The organism is Alteromonas halophila (assembly GCF_014651815.1).
GTDB classification, from domain to species: Bacteria; Pseudomonadota; Gammaproteobacteria; order Enterobacterales; family Alteromonadaceae; genus Alteromonas; species Alteromonas halophila.
Genome location: NZ_BMXP01000003.1, coordinates 1 through 18,000, shown reverse-complemented (window position 1 = coordinate 18,000; position 18,000 = coordinate 1). Strand labels below are relative to the sequence as shown.

Genomic DNA, 18,000 nt, shown 5'->3' with positions numbered 1-18,000 from the left:
GCGTTATGGCCGAAGTCACCGTTGTTATTCCATCATATAATCAGGGGCGCTTTTTGCATCAGGCGCTGGAATCGGTTTTTGCGCAAAATGTGGATATGGAAGTCTATGTTATTGATGGTGGCTCAACGGATAACAGTGTAGACGTCATCAAGCGCTGGCAGCATAAACTTGCGGGGTGGCAAAGCAGGCCCGACAAGGGGCAGGCGGATGCAATTAACCAGGGCGTTGCAAAGGGAGCCGCGCCGTTTGTGTGCTGGCTTAACTCCGATGATTTATTTATGCCTGAAGGCCTGACTACACTGCTTGGTAAGCTTAAGCATTCCCCGAGTGCACCGGCCGTATACGGCGACTGCTGGCATATTACTGAAGCGGGGCAGCGACATTCCCGTTACCTCACGCTGCCTTTTTCGCCTCATCTTCTGGCCAATTATTGTTTCATTGGGCAACCCGCCACATTAATCCGGCGGGATGCCTGGCAAGCAGTTGGCGGGCTGGATGAGTCGTTGCAAATGGCGATGGATTTCGATTTGTGGTGGAAGCTATACCGGCATGGCGGGTGCTTTGTGAGAACGCGGGAGACCTGTGCGGCGAACCGTATGCACGCCGACACCAAAACCCATAATCGACTTGATGAACACTACCAGGAATCGATGCAAGTAGTGAAAAACCATTATGGTCGTGTGCCGCTTAAGTGGTATGTACTTAAACCCGTTATGAAACTAGTCCGCGCGATAGCGCGCTACCAATACCGCAGAAAAAAATGAACGTGCTTCACATCGGTAAATACTTTTCTCCCTTCAAAGGCGGCATAGAAAACATGATGCTGGCGCTGATGCGTGCGCAACAGCAGAGCGGGCTGAATGTATCTGCCGCCGTGCATCAGCATGAGGCCAGCACCGGTTATGCTGAGCAGGAGGTTGCGCAGTGTCGTATCTACCGCATACCTATTCAGATGGTGTTGCTGTTTGTGCCTGTTGCGCTTACCGCTTATTTTTACCTTAGACGTATTATAAGACATGAGGCCCCCGACATACTGCACTGTCATATGCCTAACGTTACCTGCTTTTGGCTATTGTTTATGCCAGCTGCACGCAAGCTTCCGTGGGTGGTGCACTGGCACAGTGATGTGATGGGTGAAAGGCCGCATGGTGGAATAAAGCTTTTGTACCCTGTGTATCGATTGTTTGAGCGCGCCTTGCTTAAGCGTGCTCAATCAATAGTGGTAACATCACAAAATTACCTAGCATCAAGTGAGCCACTGCAAGCTTTTAGAAATAAATGCACCGTTGTACCGCTTGGCCTGGACGATAAAGCATTGGCGGCTCGCATGTCTCATAAGAATAATTTGCAGTTATTGTGTGTAGGAAGGCTTACCTACTATAAAGGGCACCGCTATCTGATTGAGGCAATACAGAAATGTGATAATCACGTGATGCTAACCATTGTTGGTAGTGGTGAAGAAAACGCGCGTCTTGAAAACCAGGTACAGCAGCATGCGCTTGACGCGCAGGTTCGTTTTTTAAGTGGTCTCAGCGATGAAGCACTGGAGCAGGAACTCATCGACTGTGATGCACTTGTCCTTCCCTCGATTGAACGTACCGAGGCATTTGGCCTTGTGCTGCTTGAAGCAATGCGGGCCGGAAAGGCGTGTATCTGCACCGATGTACCCGGCTCAGGTATGAGTGAGGTTGTTGTTCATAATCACACTGGTCTGGTGGTGAAGCGAAGTGATGCGAGCAGTCTGACCCTGGCCATTAACCAGTTACAGAATAATCGTGATTTGTGTCAGCGCTTAGGCAGTGAGGGACGGGCAAGGTTTGTAGAGCGGTTTGAGATCACGCAGGTAGAGCAGCAAATGCGTGAAGTCTACAAGGCTATTCTGTAATTATTTTTTTGCGCTAAACATTTGTGTTGAAAACACGGGCGAGCAGACATCAATCACACGCATATCCGTTTCATCCATATGCGAAATGTTCATCACCACGTTTGCATACGCCGCTTTTCTTACACTGTTAACAGGATGAGTGGCTGCATCTTTATTAATGGTGGCTGAGGGAATGAGCAGACCGTCGTAGTTTACGTCGCTAAGTACCCTGTCGCCAATGGTGCTGCATGCTCCGCCGTGTGGTTTGCGGTCCCAGTTGCTAGGGAGCTGCGTAACATCTACCTCAAACAGGCGTAATTCTTTAACTTCGAATATCAGCAGTTTATAAAGTGTGTTCGCCATCTTAGGTGACGAGCAGTAATTACCTAACTCAAGCATGGCGTTCTGCGGATTCGTCGATGTGTACATGGCAGCTATACCTGCACTGTTCCAGCGGCCGCCTGATTTAAAGGTTGCGGTTTTACTGTAGTCATACCAGGTGTCAACGTACGGCGTTTTGATGGTTTTAAACAGGATCATTGTTTATGCAAAATCCCCGTAGCGCATATCATCCAGTACATGCCTTAACACTTTGCGACCATGCTGACTAACAATCAGTTCTTCCGGGCTACTCCCCCCCAGTGCCGCCACAGACGATGATAACCATTCCTGAAGTAGCGCAGTGTCTTTCTCGAAAAATGCTAATAATTCGCGCCAAACCGATATCAGATCATCAATATCTTCTGTCTGGCCCCAGGTCAGCTTCTGTCGCCTTACCAGCTTACTGATGTTTGACTCATCGGTACCCAACGTTCGGCATATTATTCGCTTGGGTATATGAGTCATAAGGAAGCGTAAAAACGATCCTGATACCCCTTGTTTAAGCGTGCTTACGTACAAGGCTGGGTTAACCGCCTCCAGATCATCACTGTCAGGATCACTGTTAAGCCTCCTCTCAAATACCTTGGCAAGCACTGAAGGGGCGGGCTGTTGAGATGATATCGTAACGCTTTCAAACAGTTCAGCCACACTACTGTTACTCATAGAGTACCATAAAGTAATAATTACTTTAAAAAATAGTATATTTTACGATTTAGCGGTGAGCAAGATTATATTTAGTCTTCACGCACTCGTAAGACTCTATGGAAAAGTATCGTAAGTGCTTACTTACTGATTGCCTCTTTGAAAATAGCGTGCTTTCAGGCATAAAAAATAAAACGTCATTTTCATTCGCGGGTCATCGTTATAAGCTAGTTGCATGAAAATGAAAAAAGCCTTTTTCCTTGACCGCGACGGCGTCATTAACGCCGATCATGGTTATGTTAGTCAGCCTGAGGACTTTGAATTTCTACCGGGCGTCTTTGAAGCTTGCTGTGCAATAAAGGCAGCGGGGTACCTGCTGGTTATTGTGACCAATCAGGCCGGTATTGCCCGCGGTTACTACACCGAAGACGATTTTCACGCACTAACGTCGTGGATGCGCGATCAGTTCAGGCGCGAGGGCATAGACATTGATGCCATACACTATTGTCCGCACCACCCAACTGAAGGCCTGGCTCACTACAAACAGCAGTGTGACTGCAGAAAGCCGGCGCCGGGCATGCTGCTTGAGGCCGCACAGCGTCTTAATATTGACCTTGCAGCCTCGGTAATGGTGGGCGATAAACCCTCTGACATGGAAGCCGGTCGCCGCGCGGGTGTGCCACAATTGTATGCTATTGAAGGTGGTTACGCCCTGAATAAGGATGACGGCGTAGCACGGTTCCCGAGTCTGCTGGCGATCACGCAACATTTGTTCGGTGCCGGGCCCCGTCAGGACTAGCGATTTTAGCCGGTTGCCGGTACACTTGCGCACATGAAAACATTCCGTAACCAACGCCTTGCCATCGTGATCCCGGCAATGAATGAGTCCAGGACCATTGGCACGGTGATCCGTGGCCTTCGCGAGCATTTTAGCTGCCCAATCATTGTGGTGGATGATGCCAGTACCGATAACACCGCCGACATTGCGCGCGGTGAAGGGGCGATAGTATTACCGCACGTGACTAACTTAGGTGCCTGGCGCTCAACGCAGACCGGCATTCGCTATGCGCTGAAGCGGGGCATAGAGTGCGTCGTTACCTGCGATGCGGATGGGCAGCACCCTAAACAGGCGTTGCTGACACTGCTGGAAAAGGCCGAAGAAGACACTGACTGTACCATTGGCTCGTGTACCAGTCGCGGGAGTACTGGCCGGCATATCGCCTGGCGGGTATTTAAGCGGTTGTCCGGGCTGGATGTCAGCGACTTAACCTCAGGCCTGCGCCTGTATTCGCGTCCCGCCATGCGGGTGCTGGCCTCAAAGCAGGCCACCATGTTTGAATACCAGGACGTCGGTGTGTTACTCATGCTGCGCAAACTAAAAATGCGCTGCACGGAAGTGGATGTCGCCATGCAGGAGCGCAAAGACGGGATCTCGCGGATTTTTCATTCCTGGGTGGCCGTGTTTAAATACCTGCTTTACACCTTTATTTTAAGCATCACGAAACTGGGGCCGCAGGAAGTGGCTCGCTATCACAAAAAACTCACCGCAGGAGCAGAGCTTGAGTAACGCCCATCTTATTGCCGCCTTTATTGGTGCGGTGCTTAGTTTAACCATTGTTTTTCTTACCCGGCGCGATCACATTTCGCCGCTGGTGGCTGCGCGCTGGTTTGCGCTGGCTATTCTGGTGCTGTTTGTGAGTTTCTTTCCCTCCATCATCGACGCCATTGGCGTACAGCTGGGGATAGGCTATCCGCCTATTATTCCGGTGCTGGTGGCACTGGGAGCCGCAATGGTAAAAATTCTGCTGATGGACATCGAACGTCAGCGCATGCAAACCAAGCTGGACAGATTAGTGCAGCGTATGGCTATTCTGGAACAGGCGGTGGAAGAGAAGCGCGTTGTGCGTGCTAATTTTGGTGAAAAACAGGCAGACAGAAGTAGTCAGTAACCACTTACCAACAGGGAAGAGGAGATAAACAAGTAACCATGCCATTACATAGATTGTCAGTGCAGGTAGTGGTAGCGCTACTGCTTATCGCCGCCGCGTGTTGGGGCGTGTATTACTCCAGCCTGAGCGTGCCGTTTTATCTTGATGACGTTAGTTCAATTACTGCTAACGCAGCATTTCGTAATGCCACCCTGGCCAGCTTATATGACACCTATGGCCTTCGGGTTGTTGGCTATATCAGCCTGTGGTGGGACTACAAACAGCATGCCCTGGATGTCACGCCCTATCATATTACCAATGTCTTTATTCACCTTATTAATGGCTGGCTAGCTTTTTCTCTCGCTTACCTGCTGGGCCGTCAGGTCAGACCCGATGCACCACAGCTAAAACTCATTGCTATTGCTACTTTGTGTGGCTTGTTGTTTGTTTTGCATCCCCTGCAAAGTCAGGCCGTAACCTATATCGTGCAACGTCTGGCCGCATTGGTAACCCTGTTTTATCTGGCCAGCCTGACGGCCTACGTTGGCTTCAGAATGAGCCGGGCGGTAAGCGTCAAGGCATTGTTACTGGTTATTGCGGTGGTAATGGCAGCGCTGGCGTTGTTCACTAAACAAAATGCCTTCACATTGCCTATAGTTATTGTCGCGCTGGAAGTGGTGATATTTCGCAGTTTGTCGGTGCGCTACATCGTATTTGCCGGGCTTGCGGCGCTGGCAGTGGTGGTCGCAGGATACCTAATTGTGCCTGACACGGTGGGGCCGTTTCTTACCAAAGTAGATATGCTAACCCGTGAAAACAAAGACATGTCTCGCTTTGAGTATTTTACGGTGCAGTTACCGGTGCTGTGGATGTACTTAAGTAAGATAGTATGGCCCTGGCCGCTGCAACTGGAATTTGATTTGCGACAAAGCAGCTTTGCCGTGTGGCAAATCATTTCTGCGGCGATTGGCCACGTGGTTATTTTAGGCTTTGCCTGGCTGGCAAAACGCCGGCTACCGCTGGTGGCCTTTGGAATCTTCTTTTTCTATATTGCCCATCTGGTCGAGTCGGCGCTTATCCCCATTACCGACCTGGCCTTCGAGCACCGCAATTACCTGCCTGACTTTGGTATGTTCCTGGCTATTGCTACGTTATGTGTCTCAACCACTACGCTGTTACCGTCCAGCTGGAAAATGCAGTATAAAGCGGCGGTGCCCGTGGTGATTCTTCTTCTGCTTGGCTATACCACTTACATTCGCAATCTGCAGTGGCAGGATCCGGATGTGTTTTACAAGAACGAAATGGCACTGGCCCCAACCGATGTGCGTACTATACACAACTACGCCGAATATAAATTAAAACAGGGGGATACGCAGACCGCGCTGAAGCTGCTGGATAAAATGTACGGAGCGGCTGGGGGCGAGATTGACGGGGTTATGGTGAATACCCATCTGGCGGTGCTCATTAACACGCAGCAGTATGACAAAGCACTGAGCTTAGGGCAGAAGTTGCTGGAATCCTGGGAGCTGGCCATGCCAGCACGGGCTGTCATCAACTCCAATATGGGCGTAATTTATACCAATCTGCAGCAATACGCTAAGGCCAAACCCTATTATGATAAGGCGATAAAGCAGGGCGTGCTGCCGGTAAACAGCCTTATCGCGTACGCCTACACGTTATTTGTGTTGAACGATTTGGATAATTCCGAAAAGATATGCAAAGAAATCCTGCGGGTTGAACCCGGGCACCAAAAAGCGAAACAGCTGCTCGGAATGATCCAGGCCAAGCGGCAGGGGTAACAAGGAACGCCTTAATACATTTAAGAGGACGACATGGCACGAAAAGGTATTATTCTCGCGGGAGGCTCCGGCACCCGCCTACACCCGTTAACCCGGGTGGTTAGCAAGCAACTGATGCCGGTGTACGACAAGCCCATGATTTTTTATCCGCTGGCAACCTTAATGATGTCCGGCATTCGCGACATTCTCATCATTACCACCCCTGAGGAGCAGTCGCGCTTTATTGATCTGCTGGGCGATGGTTCGCAACTGGGGATTAATATTGAGTATGCCGCGCAGCCGTCGCCAGATGGCCTGGCACAGGCGTTTCTGATTGGCGAGTCGTTTATTGGTAACGACCCCTGCACGCTGGTATTGGGCGATAATATCTTTTACGGCCACGATCTGACCTCGTCACTGAAAAATGCGTCTGCGCAACAGCAGGGGGCAACGGTATTTGGTTACCACGTGAATGATCCCGAGCGATACGGCGTAGTGGATTTTGATGATGACTGGCAGGCGCTCAGTATTGAAGAGAAACCGGCCAAGCCTAAGTCCAGCTATGCTGTCACAGGCCTGTATTATTACGATAATCGTGTGGTCGATTTTGCCAAAGAGGTGAAACCATCAGCCCGCGGCGAGCTGGAAATTACCGATCTGAACAACCTGTATTTACAGGACGGCAGTTTAAAAGTAGAGCTGATGGGCCGCGGCTCGGCCTGGCTGGATACCGGTACACTGGACAGCCTGCTGGATGCCTCCACCTTTGTTGCCGCCATTGAAAAGCGCCAGGGCCTGAAAATATGTTGTCCGGAAGAGGTGGCTTACCGTATGGGATATATCAGCGGCGAACAATTAGAAAAGCTGGCAGCCCCATTGGTGAAAAGCGGTTATGGCGACTACCTGCTTAAGGTCGTCAATGACCGGGTAAAAGTATAAATTCGACGGCGGCGGCGTGTCGCATCTTCCCAAAATAAACGAGTACCTATGCAAGTAATTAACACTGACATCGATGATGTCAAAATTATCGAACCGCGCGTGTTTGGTGACGAGCGTGGTTTTTTCATGGAAACCTTTCGCGATGACTGGTTTCGGGAGCAGTGTGCGGATGTCACGTTTGTGCAGGACAATCACTCCAAATCCCGTCAGGGTATTTTACGCGGCCTGCATTATCAGCTTGAAAAAACGCAGGGTAAGCTGGTTCGCGTCACCGAAGGTGAAGTATTCGATGTCGCTGTGGATATGCGTAAAGGCTCCGCCACGTTTGGCAAGTGGGTTGGGGTAACGCTGTCAGCAGAAAATAAGCGCCAGTTGTGGGTACCGGCCGGTTTTGCACATGGCTTTTATGTGACCTCCGCATCGGCGGAATTCGTTTACAAGTGTACCGATTATTACCACCCGGAGTCAGAAGTCTCGGTGCGTTATGACGACCCGGATATTGGTATCAAGTGGCCGCTGGTGGATGGCCAGCCGCCATCTCTTTCTGGTAAAGACGAAGACGGCCTGGCGTTTGCCGACGCCCCCACATTTTAGGATAAACGCATGCGAACAGTTGTAATTGGTAAATCTGGTCAGCTAGCGTACGAGCTGCAGCGGTTGACGGATGCTGACACCGTGTTTCTGGGGCGTGACGATACCGATATTACCGACGAAGCGAAGGTGGCAGAAACCTTAAACGCGTTATCGCCGTCGGTCGTGATCAATGCGGCGGCCTACACCGCAGTAGATAAAGCCGAAGAAGACCCGGCGCAGTGTCACAAGCTCAATGCTTTGGCGGTTGAGAACATCGCCAAATACTGTAAAGCGCACGATGTATTTATGGTGCACGTGTCCACCGATTATGTGTTTAATGGTGAGAAGGGCTCACCCTACAAGGTTGATGACCCTATAGAACCTCAGGGCGTGTATGGCAAAACAAAAGCCGACGGCGAACAGGCGTTGTTGTCGCTATTGCCTGACGCCAGCTGCCTAATCCGAACTGCCTGGGTGTATTCGGCGCACGGTAACAACTTTGTCAAAACCATGCTGAAGCTAATGAAAGACAAGCCACAGCTCACCGTGATTGACGATCAGATTGGGTCGCCAACCTGGGCGCAGGGGCTGGCCGAAGTGTGTGTCGACGCGGCCATTAACCGCACTGCCGGTGTTTATCACTGGACCGACGAGGGCGTCGCCAGCTGGTATGACTTTGCGCTGGCTATTCAGCAACTGGGGCTGGAAAAAGGCCTGCTTGAGTCAGCCATTCCGGTGCTGCCTATCCCGACCAGTGCGTATCCCACACCAGCGGCGCGCCCTCATTACAGTGTTCTGGACAAAACCCTGACCCGCGAAACCTTTACCACCGTGGCCATGTCACACTGGCGCAGTCAGTTAGATAAAATGCTGGACGAGCTGGTCCAGTCAGGCGAAGAGTAAACCATGACAGCAAAAACGATTCTTGTGACAGGCGGTGCCGGCTTTATTGGCTCTGCCGTTATCCGGCATATTATCAACGACACACCCCATACGGCCATTAACTTAGATAAGCTGACTTACGCGGGCAATCTGGAATCGCTGGCGCCGGTCAGCGACAGCGAGCGCTACCATTTTGAACAGGTGGATATCTGTGATGGCGAAAATGTGAAGCGGGTACTTAATCAGTACCAGCCCGACATTATTATGCACCTGGCCGCCGAGTCGCATGTAGACCGGTCTATAGACGGGCCGGGTGAGTTTATTCAGACCAATGTGGTGGGCACCTACACCTTGCTGGAGCAGGCTCGTGCGTACTATGCCACATTATCTGATGAGAAAAAGGCAGGCTTTAAGTTCCACCATATCTCTACTGATGAAGTGTATGGCGATCTGCCACACCCGGATGACGCCGAGCCCGGTGCAGAACTACCGCTGTTTACTGAAACAACGCCTTACGCCCCCAGCTCTCCGTACTCAGCGAGCAAGGCATCGTCTGATCAGCTGGTACGGTCATGGCTTCGGACCTACAACCTGCCGACGCTGGTCACCAACTGCTCTAACAACTACGGTCCGTATCATTTTCCGGAAAAGCTTATCCCACTGGTGATATTAAACGCGCTGGCGGGTAAGCCACTGCCTGTATACGGTAAGGGCAACCAAATTCGTGACTGGCTGTATGTTGAGGATCATGCCCGGGCCCTGGTGCTGGTGGCACTGAAAGGCGAAATAGGTGAAACCTACAATATCGGTGGTCACAACGAAAAACAGAATATCGAAGTGGTCACTACTATCTGCCGTATTCTTGATGACATCAAACCGAAAGGTGAAGCGTATGAGACGCAGATCACGTATGTGCAGGACAGGCCCGGTCACGATATGCGCTACGCCATCGACGCCAGTAAAATTGCCCGCGAACTGGGCTGGAAACCAGAGGAAACCTTTGAGAGCGGGATCCGCAAAACCGTATTATGGTATCTGGACAACGAACGCTGGTGGAAAGCGGTCCAGGAAGGCAGTTATCAGGGCGAGCGTCTAGGTACCGGAGGCGCCTGAATATAGCGCGCCTCAGATATTGCCAGTAAAAAAAGCGGGTAGCCAGTTGCACCCGCTTTTTTATGCTTTTTGTATCTCAAGATACAAATTCTTGAAAAATGACTCTTCAGATACTATGTTTATTCTTTAGGCAGTATTTATCAACTGGAGTCAATCATGCTGGCCGCCGCAGAATTTGCACAATCTGATGCAGCGTCACAATCGTTGCATGTAGCCGTAAATGTGCTTGGTAAATGGAAGGCCACCCGAGAGCAGATGGCTACGATTCTTGGTATCTCCCCGGCGAGCATTGCCCGGGCCAAAAAGAAAGAACTGGTCAGCCTGAGCCGGGATCAACTTGAGCGGGTCAGCTACGTGTTAAACATTCATGCGGCGCTGCGCACGGTGTTTGATAATCCTGAAAACGTGTATGGGTTTGTTCATAAAAAAAATCATAATCCCTTTTTCAATGGTGCGACCCCTTTTGAACTGATGCTGAAAGGATCCGTCGCTAACCTTTATGAAGTGTTCAAGCGGGTTGACGCATTACGAGGGGCGCAGTGGTAAGGGTAGATGAACTTACCGACCTGCCGGAACAGAAGACAACCGGTTATCGGCTGGTCAACTCGAAGTTTCCTCCCATTGGCCTGTTTGATGATGTGGCAGATGCTGAAGAACTGAACGCTGTATATGCATGTCAGGCACTGACCAACCCACGGCTCCAGAATGAGGTAGGAAATCTAAACCTGCTTGCGTCACAAGATATTCCGTTTGGTATTACGGGCGTCTCTTATGCCGTCGCCCCATTTACGCATGTAAACCCAGATGGCTCGCGGTTTTCATCCGGTGATGCTGGGGTACTGTACATTGCAGACAACACGGTTACCGCGCTGGCCGAAGTGCAGTACCATCAGCAACAGTACTGGTCGAAGATTGACGGTCTGGCTTATGACCGCTTTGTGTTTCGGGAACTGTGCTGTGAATTCACTACGCTGGGCTACAAAACCCTCGAACGAAACGCACACTCGGCCGACTTGCTCGATCCCGATGACTATACCCATGCGCAATCATTTGGCGGCGCGCTCAGACAGGCTGGCGTGGCCGGGTTACGCTACCCGTCCGTCAGAAAGCACGGGCAGTATTGCTACGCGCTGTTTTCCCCTAAAACGGTCACGCGTGTCGTACAGGCGGGCCACTACGAGATGGTACTGCGCGATGGTCGCCTGTGGACTAACCGGCTCATGACACCTGGCCAGGAGTAGAGAAAGTATTGCTGACAGAGCATGACGACACCACGCCTACTGGAGCAATGCTTTGGCCTGACTGACAATGCGCTGAAGTAGCGGGGTATTTTGCATACTTCTGCCGCACAGGGCGAAATACCGCTCGGTGACTTCTCGGGCCTCGCCAATACAGGCCACCCCATATTGCGACTCGACATGCGCGGAAATACTGGAAGGCGCACAAAACACACCAAAGCCTTCTCTGCCAAAGAGCTTAAGCAAAGCACTGTCATCAAACTCGGCAACAATATGCGGGTAGATCCCATGGCTGTCCAGCCAGGCTTTAAGCGCCTGCACAATCCCTGATTTGCTGCCCGGTAAAAGCAGCGGTGCATTATGCAGACAGGCAGGAAATGGCACCGTGTCATCCAGTGGCGTACGTTTAGCGGCAAAAAAGCTTAACTCTGACTCGCCTAAAAACAGGCTGGTGGCGTTCACATTCGAACCTGGTGGCAAACCGTGATCGGCCAGCACTAAATCTACCCGGTTGATAGCAATGTCGCTCACCAGACTGTCAAAAGACCCTTCCCGAAAAATAAACCGGGTATCGGGCGAGCTACGTATAACGTTGTCGAGAAAGTCAAAGGCCAGCACTTTAGGAATTGCATCTGTCACACCAATAACAAATTCACTGGCAGGTACATCATCGTTGTCCCGAAGCACTTTTGCCAGCTCCCGTCCTTTCTCAAAAATAACTTCGGCATGCTGATACACCCTTTTGCCACGGCTGTTGAGGTGAAGTCGTTTGCCTACCCGGTCAAATAACGGATAACCGATGTTGCTTTCAAAGGTCGCCAGTTGCCCGCTGATAGTTTGAGCTGTCACATGGATCACACTGGCCGCGCTGGCAATACTGCCTTCACGGGCAACAACGTAAAAATAATAGAGATGGTGGTAATTAACCGGTGACATATAATCAGGTATTTTCGATGTTTAATGAAGATATTATCAGTTTTACCCGTAATGAATGGTTTCGTAAAGTAGCCAGGCAGCTAACAGGAGCGAAATTAGTCCATGGGTAAGTCAATCGATCTGGCAAGAACGCGGAAACTGTTGTTTGGCCTTCTTAAACCTGAGCGGGGCTTTTTTGGGGTGGCCATAGCCTACGGCCTGGCCGTCGGGCTAATGACACTGGCCGTGCCTATTGCCGTGCAAACACTGATCAACACCATCGCTAATATTGCGTCGGTTCGGGCTGTCACCATTCTGGCCGTGGTATTGTTTTTTGTGCTGGCCGTTTCTGGTGTGTTCAGTGCGCTGCGTATGCGGGTGATGGAGCTGTACGAGCGCAGAGTGTATGCGCGACTGACCGCTGATCTCAGCCTTAAGACCATTATGGCGCCGCACAGCTTTTTTGAAGGCCGACAAAATACCAGTATTACGCAGCGCTACTTCGATATTATGACCCTGCAAAAAAATGTACCGGCTCTGATGGTGGATGGTTTTGCCCTGGTGCTGCAAATGCTGGTGGGCTTTACCCTGGTATCGTTTTATCACCCGGCACTGTTTGTGTTTAATGTACTTATATTGGTGGTGATGTACCTGATATGGGAAATCTGGGGCACGGGTGCGAAACGTACTGCGGTGCAGCTGTCACATGCCAAATATGAAACCGCTAAGTGGCTGGGCGATATTGCCTCGGCCCATGAGTTTTTCAAGTCGTCACGGCACCTTGACTATGCGGGTAAGCAAACCGAACGTTGTATCAGTGATTATGTTCATGCCCACGAACGGCATTTTGTTTTTACTTTTTCCCAGGCGGTAATGTTCCTGTTGCTTTACGCAGGCGCCAGTGCGGCGTTGCTCGGCGTCGGCGGCTGGCTGGTGGTTGAAGGTCAGTTGTCGATTGGGCAACTGGTAGCCGCAGAGTTGATCATGTCGGCGGTATTTTTAGGACTGTCTCGGTTTTCGCTGTACCTGAAGTTGTACTATGAACTGTATGGTGCGGCGGAAAAAATTGGCAGTGCACTAATTATCCCGCAGGAAGAGCAACAGGCCATGTCGACCCGTCGTCCCGATGCGTCCTCGCTGGTCTTTGACAGGCTGGTACTCAAACATCTGGACGATCACTGCACGCTGGACTGTCAGTTTGCCGCAGGCACAAAGCTTTATGTGACCACCGACAAAGCCTGGGTGCAAAAGCAGCTTACCGCCATATTAAAGCGTTACGAAAAGCCACATCAGGGCTGGCTGCTGCTGGGTGACATGAGCCTGTACGACTACGATACCTACGAGCTGAGGCAGGCAATCACCACGATAGATCGCTCGCTGATCATGGAGTGCACTATTGCAGACTATCTGCGCCTGTCCGCTCCTGATGCCTCAGCCGCCGATATTCGCCGGGCACTGGAGGCCGTCGAGCTGTTGACGACCGCTGAACAGTTGCCGGATGGCCTGAATACCCGGCTCTCAGCGCTTGGCACACCTTTGCAGCCGCTTGAGTTATTGCTGCTGAAACTGGCGGGGGCCATACTGTCGCAACCCAAGCTATTGTTAATTAACCAGCACTTTGATGCCATCCCGCCTGCGCTTAAACTGCGTTTGCTTACACGAATCGAGCAGCAGCCCTTTACGGTGTTGTACTTCAGTAACCGCGTGGACGAAAGCGTGTTCGACGGCACGCTGTCACTGCATGACGAGGCAGTGCTGAAACAACATTCGCAGACTAGCAGGGAGGCTGACAGTGAGTAATTCATCGCGTTACCTGGGCAACATTACAACGTTGGATCGCCTGCGTATTCCAAAGCTGCATCGTGTTGTGTGCAGCATCATCGCCATTTTGCTTGTTGCCACTGCGGCGGTGTTGTGGTTCACACCCTGGACGCAAACCGCCTTTGGGACAGGCACGGTAGATTCGCTAAATCCGTTTGAACGGACCCAGGCGATTTCAGCCCTGACCTCCGGGCAAATAAAGCAATGGCATGTGCGTGAAGGCATGCAGGTGAAAAAGGGCGAGCCGATAGTGACGCTCATTGATATTGATGCCGAGCGGCTGGATAAACTGCAGGCCCAGCTTGCAGCTACCAGCGCCCGTTATGAAGCCGACAGTGCGGCGGTCGCTAATGCCAGAAGTAACCTGGAGCGTCAGCAAAGTTTGCTGGAGCAGGGGCTGGTGTCACCGAAAGCAGTGGAAACGGCGGAAATAAAGATGCAGGAGCTTAAGGCAAAGGCGGCAAAGTCAGAGGCAGATATCAACAGTGTGAGTATGACATTATCCCGTCAGGCGACCCAGACCAAAGTCGCACCGTCTGACGGCACCATTGTGTCTCTACTCTCCGGTGGAGGTTCTACCTTTGTAAAAGAAGGCGATATTCTGGCCCGCTTTATTCCTTCCGGGGTTACCCGCACCGTGCGCATCAGTGTCAGTGGCCTTGATGCGCCGCTGGTGCAGCCGGGGTCAAAGGTTCGCCTGCAGTTTGAAGGCTGGCCGGTGATCCAGTTTAGCGGCTGGCCGGGCACAGCCGTGGGGACATTTGGTGGTGTTGTGGTATACGTCGAGCCCGTCGCCGACGCAACCGGCCGCTTTCAGGTGTGGGTAAGCCGTGACGAAAGTGACATTCCCTGGCCTGACGAAAATTCTGTTCGTCTGGGCAGCCGGGTGCAGGCGTGGGTGTTACTCGAAGAGGTCCGTCTGGGCTATGAGTTATGGCGCCAGCTTAATAACTTCCCACCTAAACCCACTGCACCGGTCAAAGCGCAAAATGGGGCATTGTCGAAATGAATCGCGTAATGCTGATGTTATTGTGTCTGTTAAGTGGCGCAACACTGGCGAAGCCGGTAACCCTGAGCGTACCGGAACTGGTTAATAATATTAAACATGCGCATCCTTACATTGCGGCTATGCATGAACAGGGCGTGCAGAAGCAACTGATGCTTACACAAAGTGAAAGCGTGTTTGACCCGCGTATTACGCAGCAAACCAGCAGCCGGGTGAGTGGTTACTATGACGGGGCGTACGCCGCCCAACAGTTTGTGCAACCGCTGCAATCGATGAATGCCAGGCTCTATTCTGAATACCGCATCTCAGACGGCGATTTTCCCGTCTATGAGGGCCAGTATGAAACGCTGTCGGGCGGAGAGGCCAGTGTCGGCGTAGCGCTCTCATTGCTTCGCGATCGTGAAATTGATAAAGACAGAGTGTCAGTTAGTAATGCACGCCTTGCGATCTCCCAGTGGCAGGCAGAGTTCGCGGGTAATTTGAATGAGACCTTATATAAAGGGATAAGCCATTACCTTTACTGGCTGGGAACAGCCTTACAGGTAGAGAGTGTTACTGCACTTTTGGATACTGCGACGTCCCGCAAGAAAGGGTTCGAAGAGCGGGTAAAGCAGGGCGATCTGGCCCAGGCTGACCTGATTGAGTTTGAAGCCAACCTGTTGCAACAGGAATTGTTGTTAACTGAACTAAAGCGCGAATTAATGGCGCGCCAAGTGGAACTGGCGTTTTATGTTCGCGACCAACAGGGAGAAATGGTATCAGCGGAGACGTTTACCGCAGCACTGTCTGATATCCAGTGGCCGTATGACGTAACCACTTCCACCATTATGGCGCTAAAAAACAAGTTATCTGCACACCCTGCTGTCCTCGCGCTTCGAGAGGAAGCCAGAATGCTGGAGAATAAACAGCGCCTTGCCGACAATGCATTATTGCCAAAACTCGATATCAAAGCATCCGTTGCGCGAGATGTGGGCAGTGGCCCTGCGTCCCTTGATGGAACCGAGGGAAAACTCGGCCTTTCCTTCTCCTACCCCTTGGGTAACCGCAGTGCGAAGGCGCAAGCCTCTGCGATAAAATCAAAACGCAATGAATTTGCTTACAAGCAGCAACTGATGCAGGACAAGGTGACACAGGCATTTAATAAGGCATACAGGAACTGGCAACAGGCGACGCAGGCCGCATCGCTCAATCAGAAGAATGCAACACTGGCGGACCGGCTTTATGACATGGAGCTAAAACGATATAACGTCGGCGACAGTGATATGTTTGTGCTAAATGCAAGGGAGTCGGCGCGCATCAAGGCGCAGATGAAAAAAATAAAAGCAGATATTGATGTGTACATGGCGGAACTAGCATTACACTATGCGGCGGCGGACCTGCTGTTGTAGGCTGACGCGCTCTGCAATAAAAAGGAAGCTTCCTTGCTCCAATGCAGGATTACTGGTTTCCGGCGAGAGCCGCATCAAACTCATCATTGCTGAGTCCGGCCTCGTTAGCGATTTGCTTTAAGCGGGCATTGTCCAGGCCGGCATACTGCGCTGAATAAAGAATGCGCTTGATCTGTTCCCGCTGTGAAGACGACTGACGAATGGCAGTCTCAACGACCTGGTCAGCCTGATTGGGGAATACGGCAAGTAGCGCATCAACGACGTACTCACCTACAAATGGCACAGCATTCAATGCCGTTGTCATTATATCGATAACTTTATTGGGGTGCTCCTGAGACAGGGTCTGCACAATACTGTCCGCCGAATCAGGCTCTGTCAGAACGGCAACGCGCACAATTTCATCCAGCTCTTCCGGTGTGCTGTCTGCTGCAGCCTGTACCACAAAGTCAACATAGGTTGGCTCTGCTTTAATAGCCAGCTTTACAATATTAGGACAACTGCTTACGTCCTTTTCAATTGCCAGTTGCACAATTTCACCGGTTGATGCGGGCTGTGCCGAAATAGCTGCGAAGATAATTTCTCGATATTGATCCGGATAGGTATCCAGCGCGGTATCGACAATCTCAACAACCTCCTGTGGATAGTGACTGGCAATGGAGCGGATTGCACGACCCACCGACATATTGCGCTCTACCTGACGTTTCAGGAATGACGTCTGTAATTCGTCACCTTTTCGTGCGTTTTGTTTATCTGTCGGTGTTATGGGTGAAGCCGACAGAGCGCCACTTATCATTATCGAGGCCAGAACGATAAACAGGCCTGATGTAAACTTCATATTCTCCACCTTTGTAATGTATTTATTGTGGAACGTTCCCTACGCTACTTCTTTAACAGGCATAACGCAATTAACCTTAAGACTATTGTTTTACAGATGAAACGCCCACTTTTTACACTGTTTGATTGAAAAGTAGTCACTTGGTTCAATAAAAACAATTTTTTAAGGTATGGCAGTTGACCTTTACTTATTTATCTCTACAATGCGCATCCGCTTCGGCAGGAAAGCAAAAAAGACTATCCGACGAAGCAAGTCACCACTAACTTGCAAAGTTATGTGTGGCAAGGGTTTTGAAAGTCATCTTCGAAAATAAACGGTCGAAAATGCTTGACTCAGAATTCGAACCGCGTAAAATGCGCGCCTCGCTTCAACGTGCTGATAATCAGAAGTTCGAAGCCGCTTTTACCAACACTTTTTAGAGAAATAAATTTTCAAAAAAAAGTGTTGACAGAAAAAGCAGGCGCTGTAAAATGCGCGCCTCGTTGTTCAGAGTTAACCTTCTGAAGCGCAACGAAAAGATTAAAAGCTTTTCATGCAAAACGCAAGAAAAGACGCAGTTTCAAAACTGCACATGTTCTTTAAAAATTTAGACAAGACAATCTGTGTGGGCACTCGTTAAGAGTGTCAACCGACGATTCATAAAAGTTTTTCGATATATTTAATTGAAGAGTTTGATCATGGCTCAGATTGAACGCTG

General features: G+C 50.8%; 19 protein-coding genes. 15 read left to right on the top strand and 4 right to left on the bottom strand.

Annotated features, from left to right (window positions below; translation table 11 throughout):
* The first annotated feature begins 5 nt into the window (after nt 1-5).
* Nucleotides 6-764: a glycosyltransferase family 2 protein gene (locus IE054_RS07155; RefSeq protein WP_189404811.1), complete on the top strand. Its 759-nt coding sequence runs from the start codon at nt 6-8 to the stop codon at nt 762-764.
* Nucleotides 761-1,885: a glycosyltransferase gene (locus tag IE054_RS07150; protein WP_189404809.1), complete on the top strand. Its 1,125-nt coding sequence runs from the start codon at nt 761-763 to the stop codon at nt 1,883-1,885. The genes IE054_RS07155 and IE054_RS07150 overlap by 4 nt, the downstream gene beginning before the upstream one ends.
* Here IE054_RS07150 and IE054_RS07145 read toward each other — a convergent pair whose 3' ends face one another.
* Together IE054_RS07145 and IE054_RS07140 are read right to left on the bottom strand one after the other, a co-directional pair.
* Nucleotides 1,886-2,404, bottom strand: coding sequence for an RES family NAD+ phosphorylase (locus IE054_RS07145; RefSeq protein ID WP_189404808.1), 519 nt, complete (start codon nt 2,402-2,404; stop codon nt 1,886-1,888).
* A 3-nt stretch (nt 2,405-2,407) separates the two neighbouring features.
* A complete protein-coding gene (locus IE054_RS07140) occupies nt 2,408-2,908 on the bottom strand; it encodes an antitoxin Xre/MbcA/ParS toxin-binding domain-containing protein (protein WP_189404806.1) in 501 nt (166 codons plus the stop codon).
* Between the two features lie 220 nt (nt 2,909-3,128).
* On the opposite strand from IE054_RS07140, the gene gmhB reads away from it, so the two are divergent.
* From gmhB to IE054_RS07090, 10 genes are all read left to right on the top strand, one after another.
* A complete protein-coding gene (gene gmhB, locus IE054_RS07135; RefSeq protein ID WP_189405748.1) occupies nt 3,129-3,686 on the top strand; it encodes a D-glycero-beta-D-manno-heptose 1,7-bisphosphate 7-phosphatase in 558 nt (185 codons plus the stop codon).
* A 33-nt stretch (nt 3,687-3,719) separates the two neighbouring features.
* Nucleotides 3,720-4,454 carry a glycosyltransferase family 2 protein gene (locus IE054_RS07130; protein WP_189404804.1) on the top strand — a complete coding sequence of 245 codons (735 nt, stop codon included), beginning with the start codon at nt 3,720-3,722 and terminating at the stop codon, nt 4,452-4,454.
* Nucleotides 4,447-4,836, top strand: coding sequence for a DUF2304 domain-containing protein (locus IE054_RS07125; protein WP_189404802.1), 390 nt, complete (start codon nt 4,447-4,449; stop codon nt 4,834-4,836). Before IE054_RS07130 ends, IE054_RS07125 begins: the two co-directional genes overlap by 8 nt.
* A gap of 38 nt (nt 4,837-4,874) precedes the next feature.
* On the top strand, nt 4,875-6,614 hold the full coding sequence (locus tag IE054_RS07120) for a tetratricopeptide repeat protein (RefSeq protein WP_189404800.1): 1,740 nt from the start codon (nt 4,875-4,877) through the stop codon (nt 6,612-6,614).
* 33 nt (nt 6,615-6,647) lie between these two features.
* Nucleotides 6,648-7,532, top strand: coding sequence for a glucose-1-phosphate thymidylyltransferase RfbA (gene rfbA / locus IE054_RS07115; protein ID WP_189404798.1), 885 nt, complete (start codon nt 6,648-6,650; stop codon nt 7,530-7,532).
* 48 nt (nt 7,533-7,580) lie between these two features.
* Nucleotides 7,581-8,126, top strand: coding sequence for a dTDP-4-dehydrorhamnose 3,5-epimerase (gene rfbC / locus IE054_RS07110; protein WP_189404796.1), 546 nt, complete (start codon nt 7,581-7,583; stop codon nt 8,124-8,126).
* A gap of 9 nt (nt 8,127-8,135) precedes the next feature.
* Entirely contained in the window at nt 8,136-9,008 is an 873-nt protein-coding gene (gene rfbD, locus IE054_RS07105; protein ID WP_189404795.1) for a dTDP-4-dehydrorhamnose reductase, read from the top strand.
* 3 nt (nt 9,009-9,011) lie between these two features.
* On the top strand, nt 9,012-10,100 hold the full coding sequence (gene rfbB / locus IE054_RS07100; protein WP_189404793.1) for a dTDP-glucose 4,6-dehydratase: 1,089 nt from the start codon (nt 9,012-9,014) through the stop codon (nt 10,098-10,100).
* Between the two features lie 156 nt (nt 10,101-10,256).
* Nucleotides 10,257-10,646, top strand: coding sequence for an antitoxin Xre-like helix-turn-helix domain-containing protein (locus IE054_RS07095; RefSeq protein WP_189404791.1), 390 nt, complete (start codon nt 10,257-10,259; stop codon nt 10,644-10,646).
* Nucleotides 10,640-11,341 (top strand): RES family NAD+ phosphorylase, encoded by a 702-nt coding sequence (locus IE054_RS07090; RefSeq protein ID WP_189404789.1) that lies wholly within the window; start codon nt 10,640-10,642, stop codon nt 11,339-11,341. Before IE054_RS07095 ends, IE054_RS07090 begins: the two co-directional genes overlap by 7 nt.
* 36 nt (nt 11,342-11,377) lie before the next feature.
* On the opposite strand, the gene IE054_RS07085 is transcribed toward IE054_RS07090, so the two are convergent.
* Nucleotides 11,378-12,274 carry a LysR family transcriptional regulator gene (locus IE054_RS07085; protein ID WP_189404787.1) on the bottom strand — a complete coding sequence of 299 codons (897 nt, stop codon included), beginning with the start codon at nt 12,272-12,274 and terminating at the stop codon, nt 11,378-11,380.
* 102 nt (nt 12,275-12,376) lie between these two features.
* Between IE054_RS07085 and IE054_RS07080 the strand changes: the two genes are divergently transcribed.
* From IE054_RS07080 to IE054_RS07070, 3 genes are read left to right on the top strand one after another with little or no spacing between them, the layout of a single operon-like run.
* Entirely contained in the window at nt 12,377-14,053 is a 1,677-nt protein-coding gene (locus IE054_RS07080) for an ABC transporter transmembrane domain-containing protein (RefSeq protein ID WP_189404785.1), read from the top strand.
* Nucleotides 14,046-15,083, top strand: coding sequence for an efflux RND transporter periplasmic adaptor subunit (locus tag IE054_RS07075; protein WP_189404783.1), 1,038 nt, complete (start codon nt 14,046-14,048; stop codon nt 15,081-15,083). The genes IE054_RS07080 and IE054_RS07075 overlap by 8 nt, the downstream gene beginning before the upstream one ends.
* Nucleotides 15,080-16,468 (top strand): TolC family protein, encoded by a 1,389-nt coding sequence (locus IE054_RS07070; protein ID WP_189404781.1) that lies wholly within the window; start codon nt 15,080-15,082, stop codon nt 16,466-16,468. Before IE054_RS07075 ends, IE054_RS07070 begins: the two co-directional genes overlap by 4 nt.
* Nucleotides 16,469-16,517: 49 nt before the next feature.
* Here IE054_RS07070 and IE054_RS07065 read toward each other — a convergent pair whose 3' ends face one another.
* Nucleotides 16,518-17,303 carry a hypothetical protein gene (locus IE054_RS07065; RefSeq protein ID WP_189404779.1) on the bottom strand — a complete coding sequence of 262 codons (786 nt, stop codon included), beginning with the start codon at nt 17,301-17,303 and terminating at the stop codon, nt 16,518-16,520.
* Between the last annotated feature and the right edge of the window lie 697 nt (nt 17,304-18,000).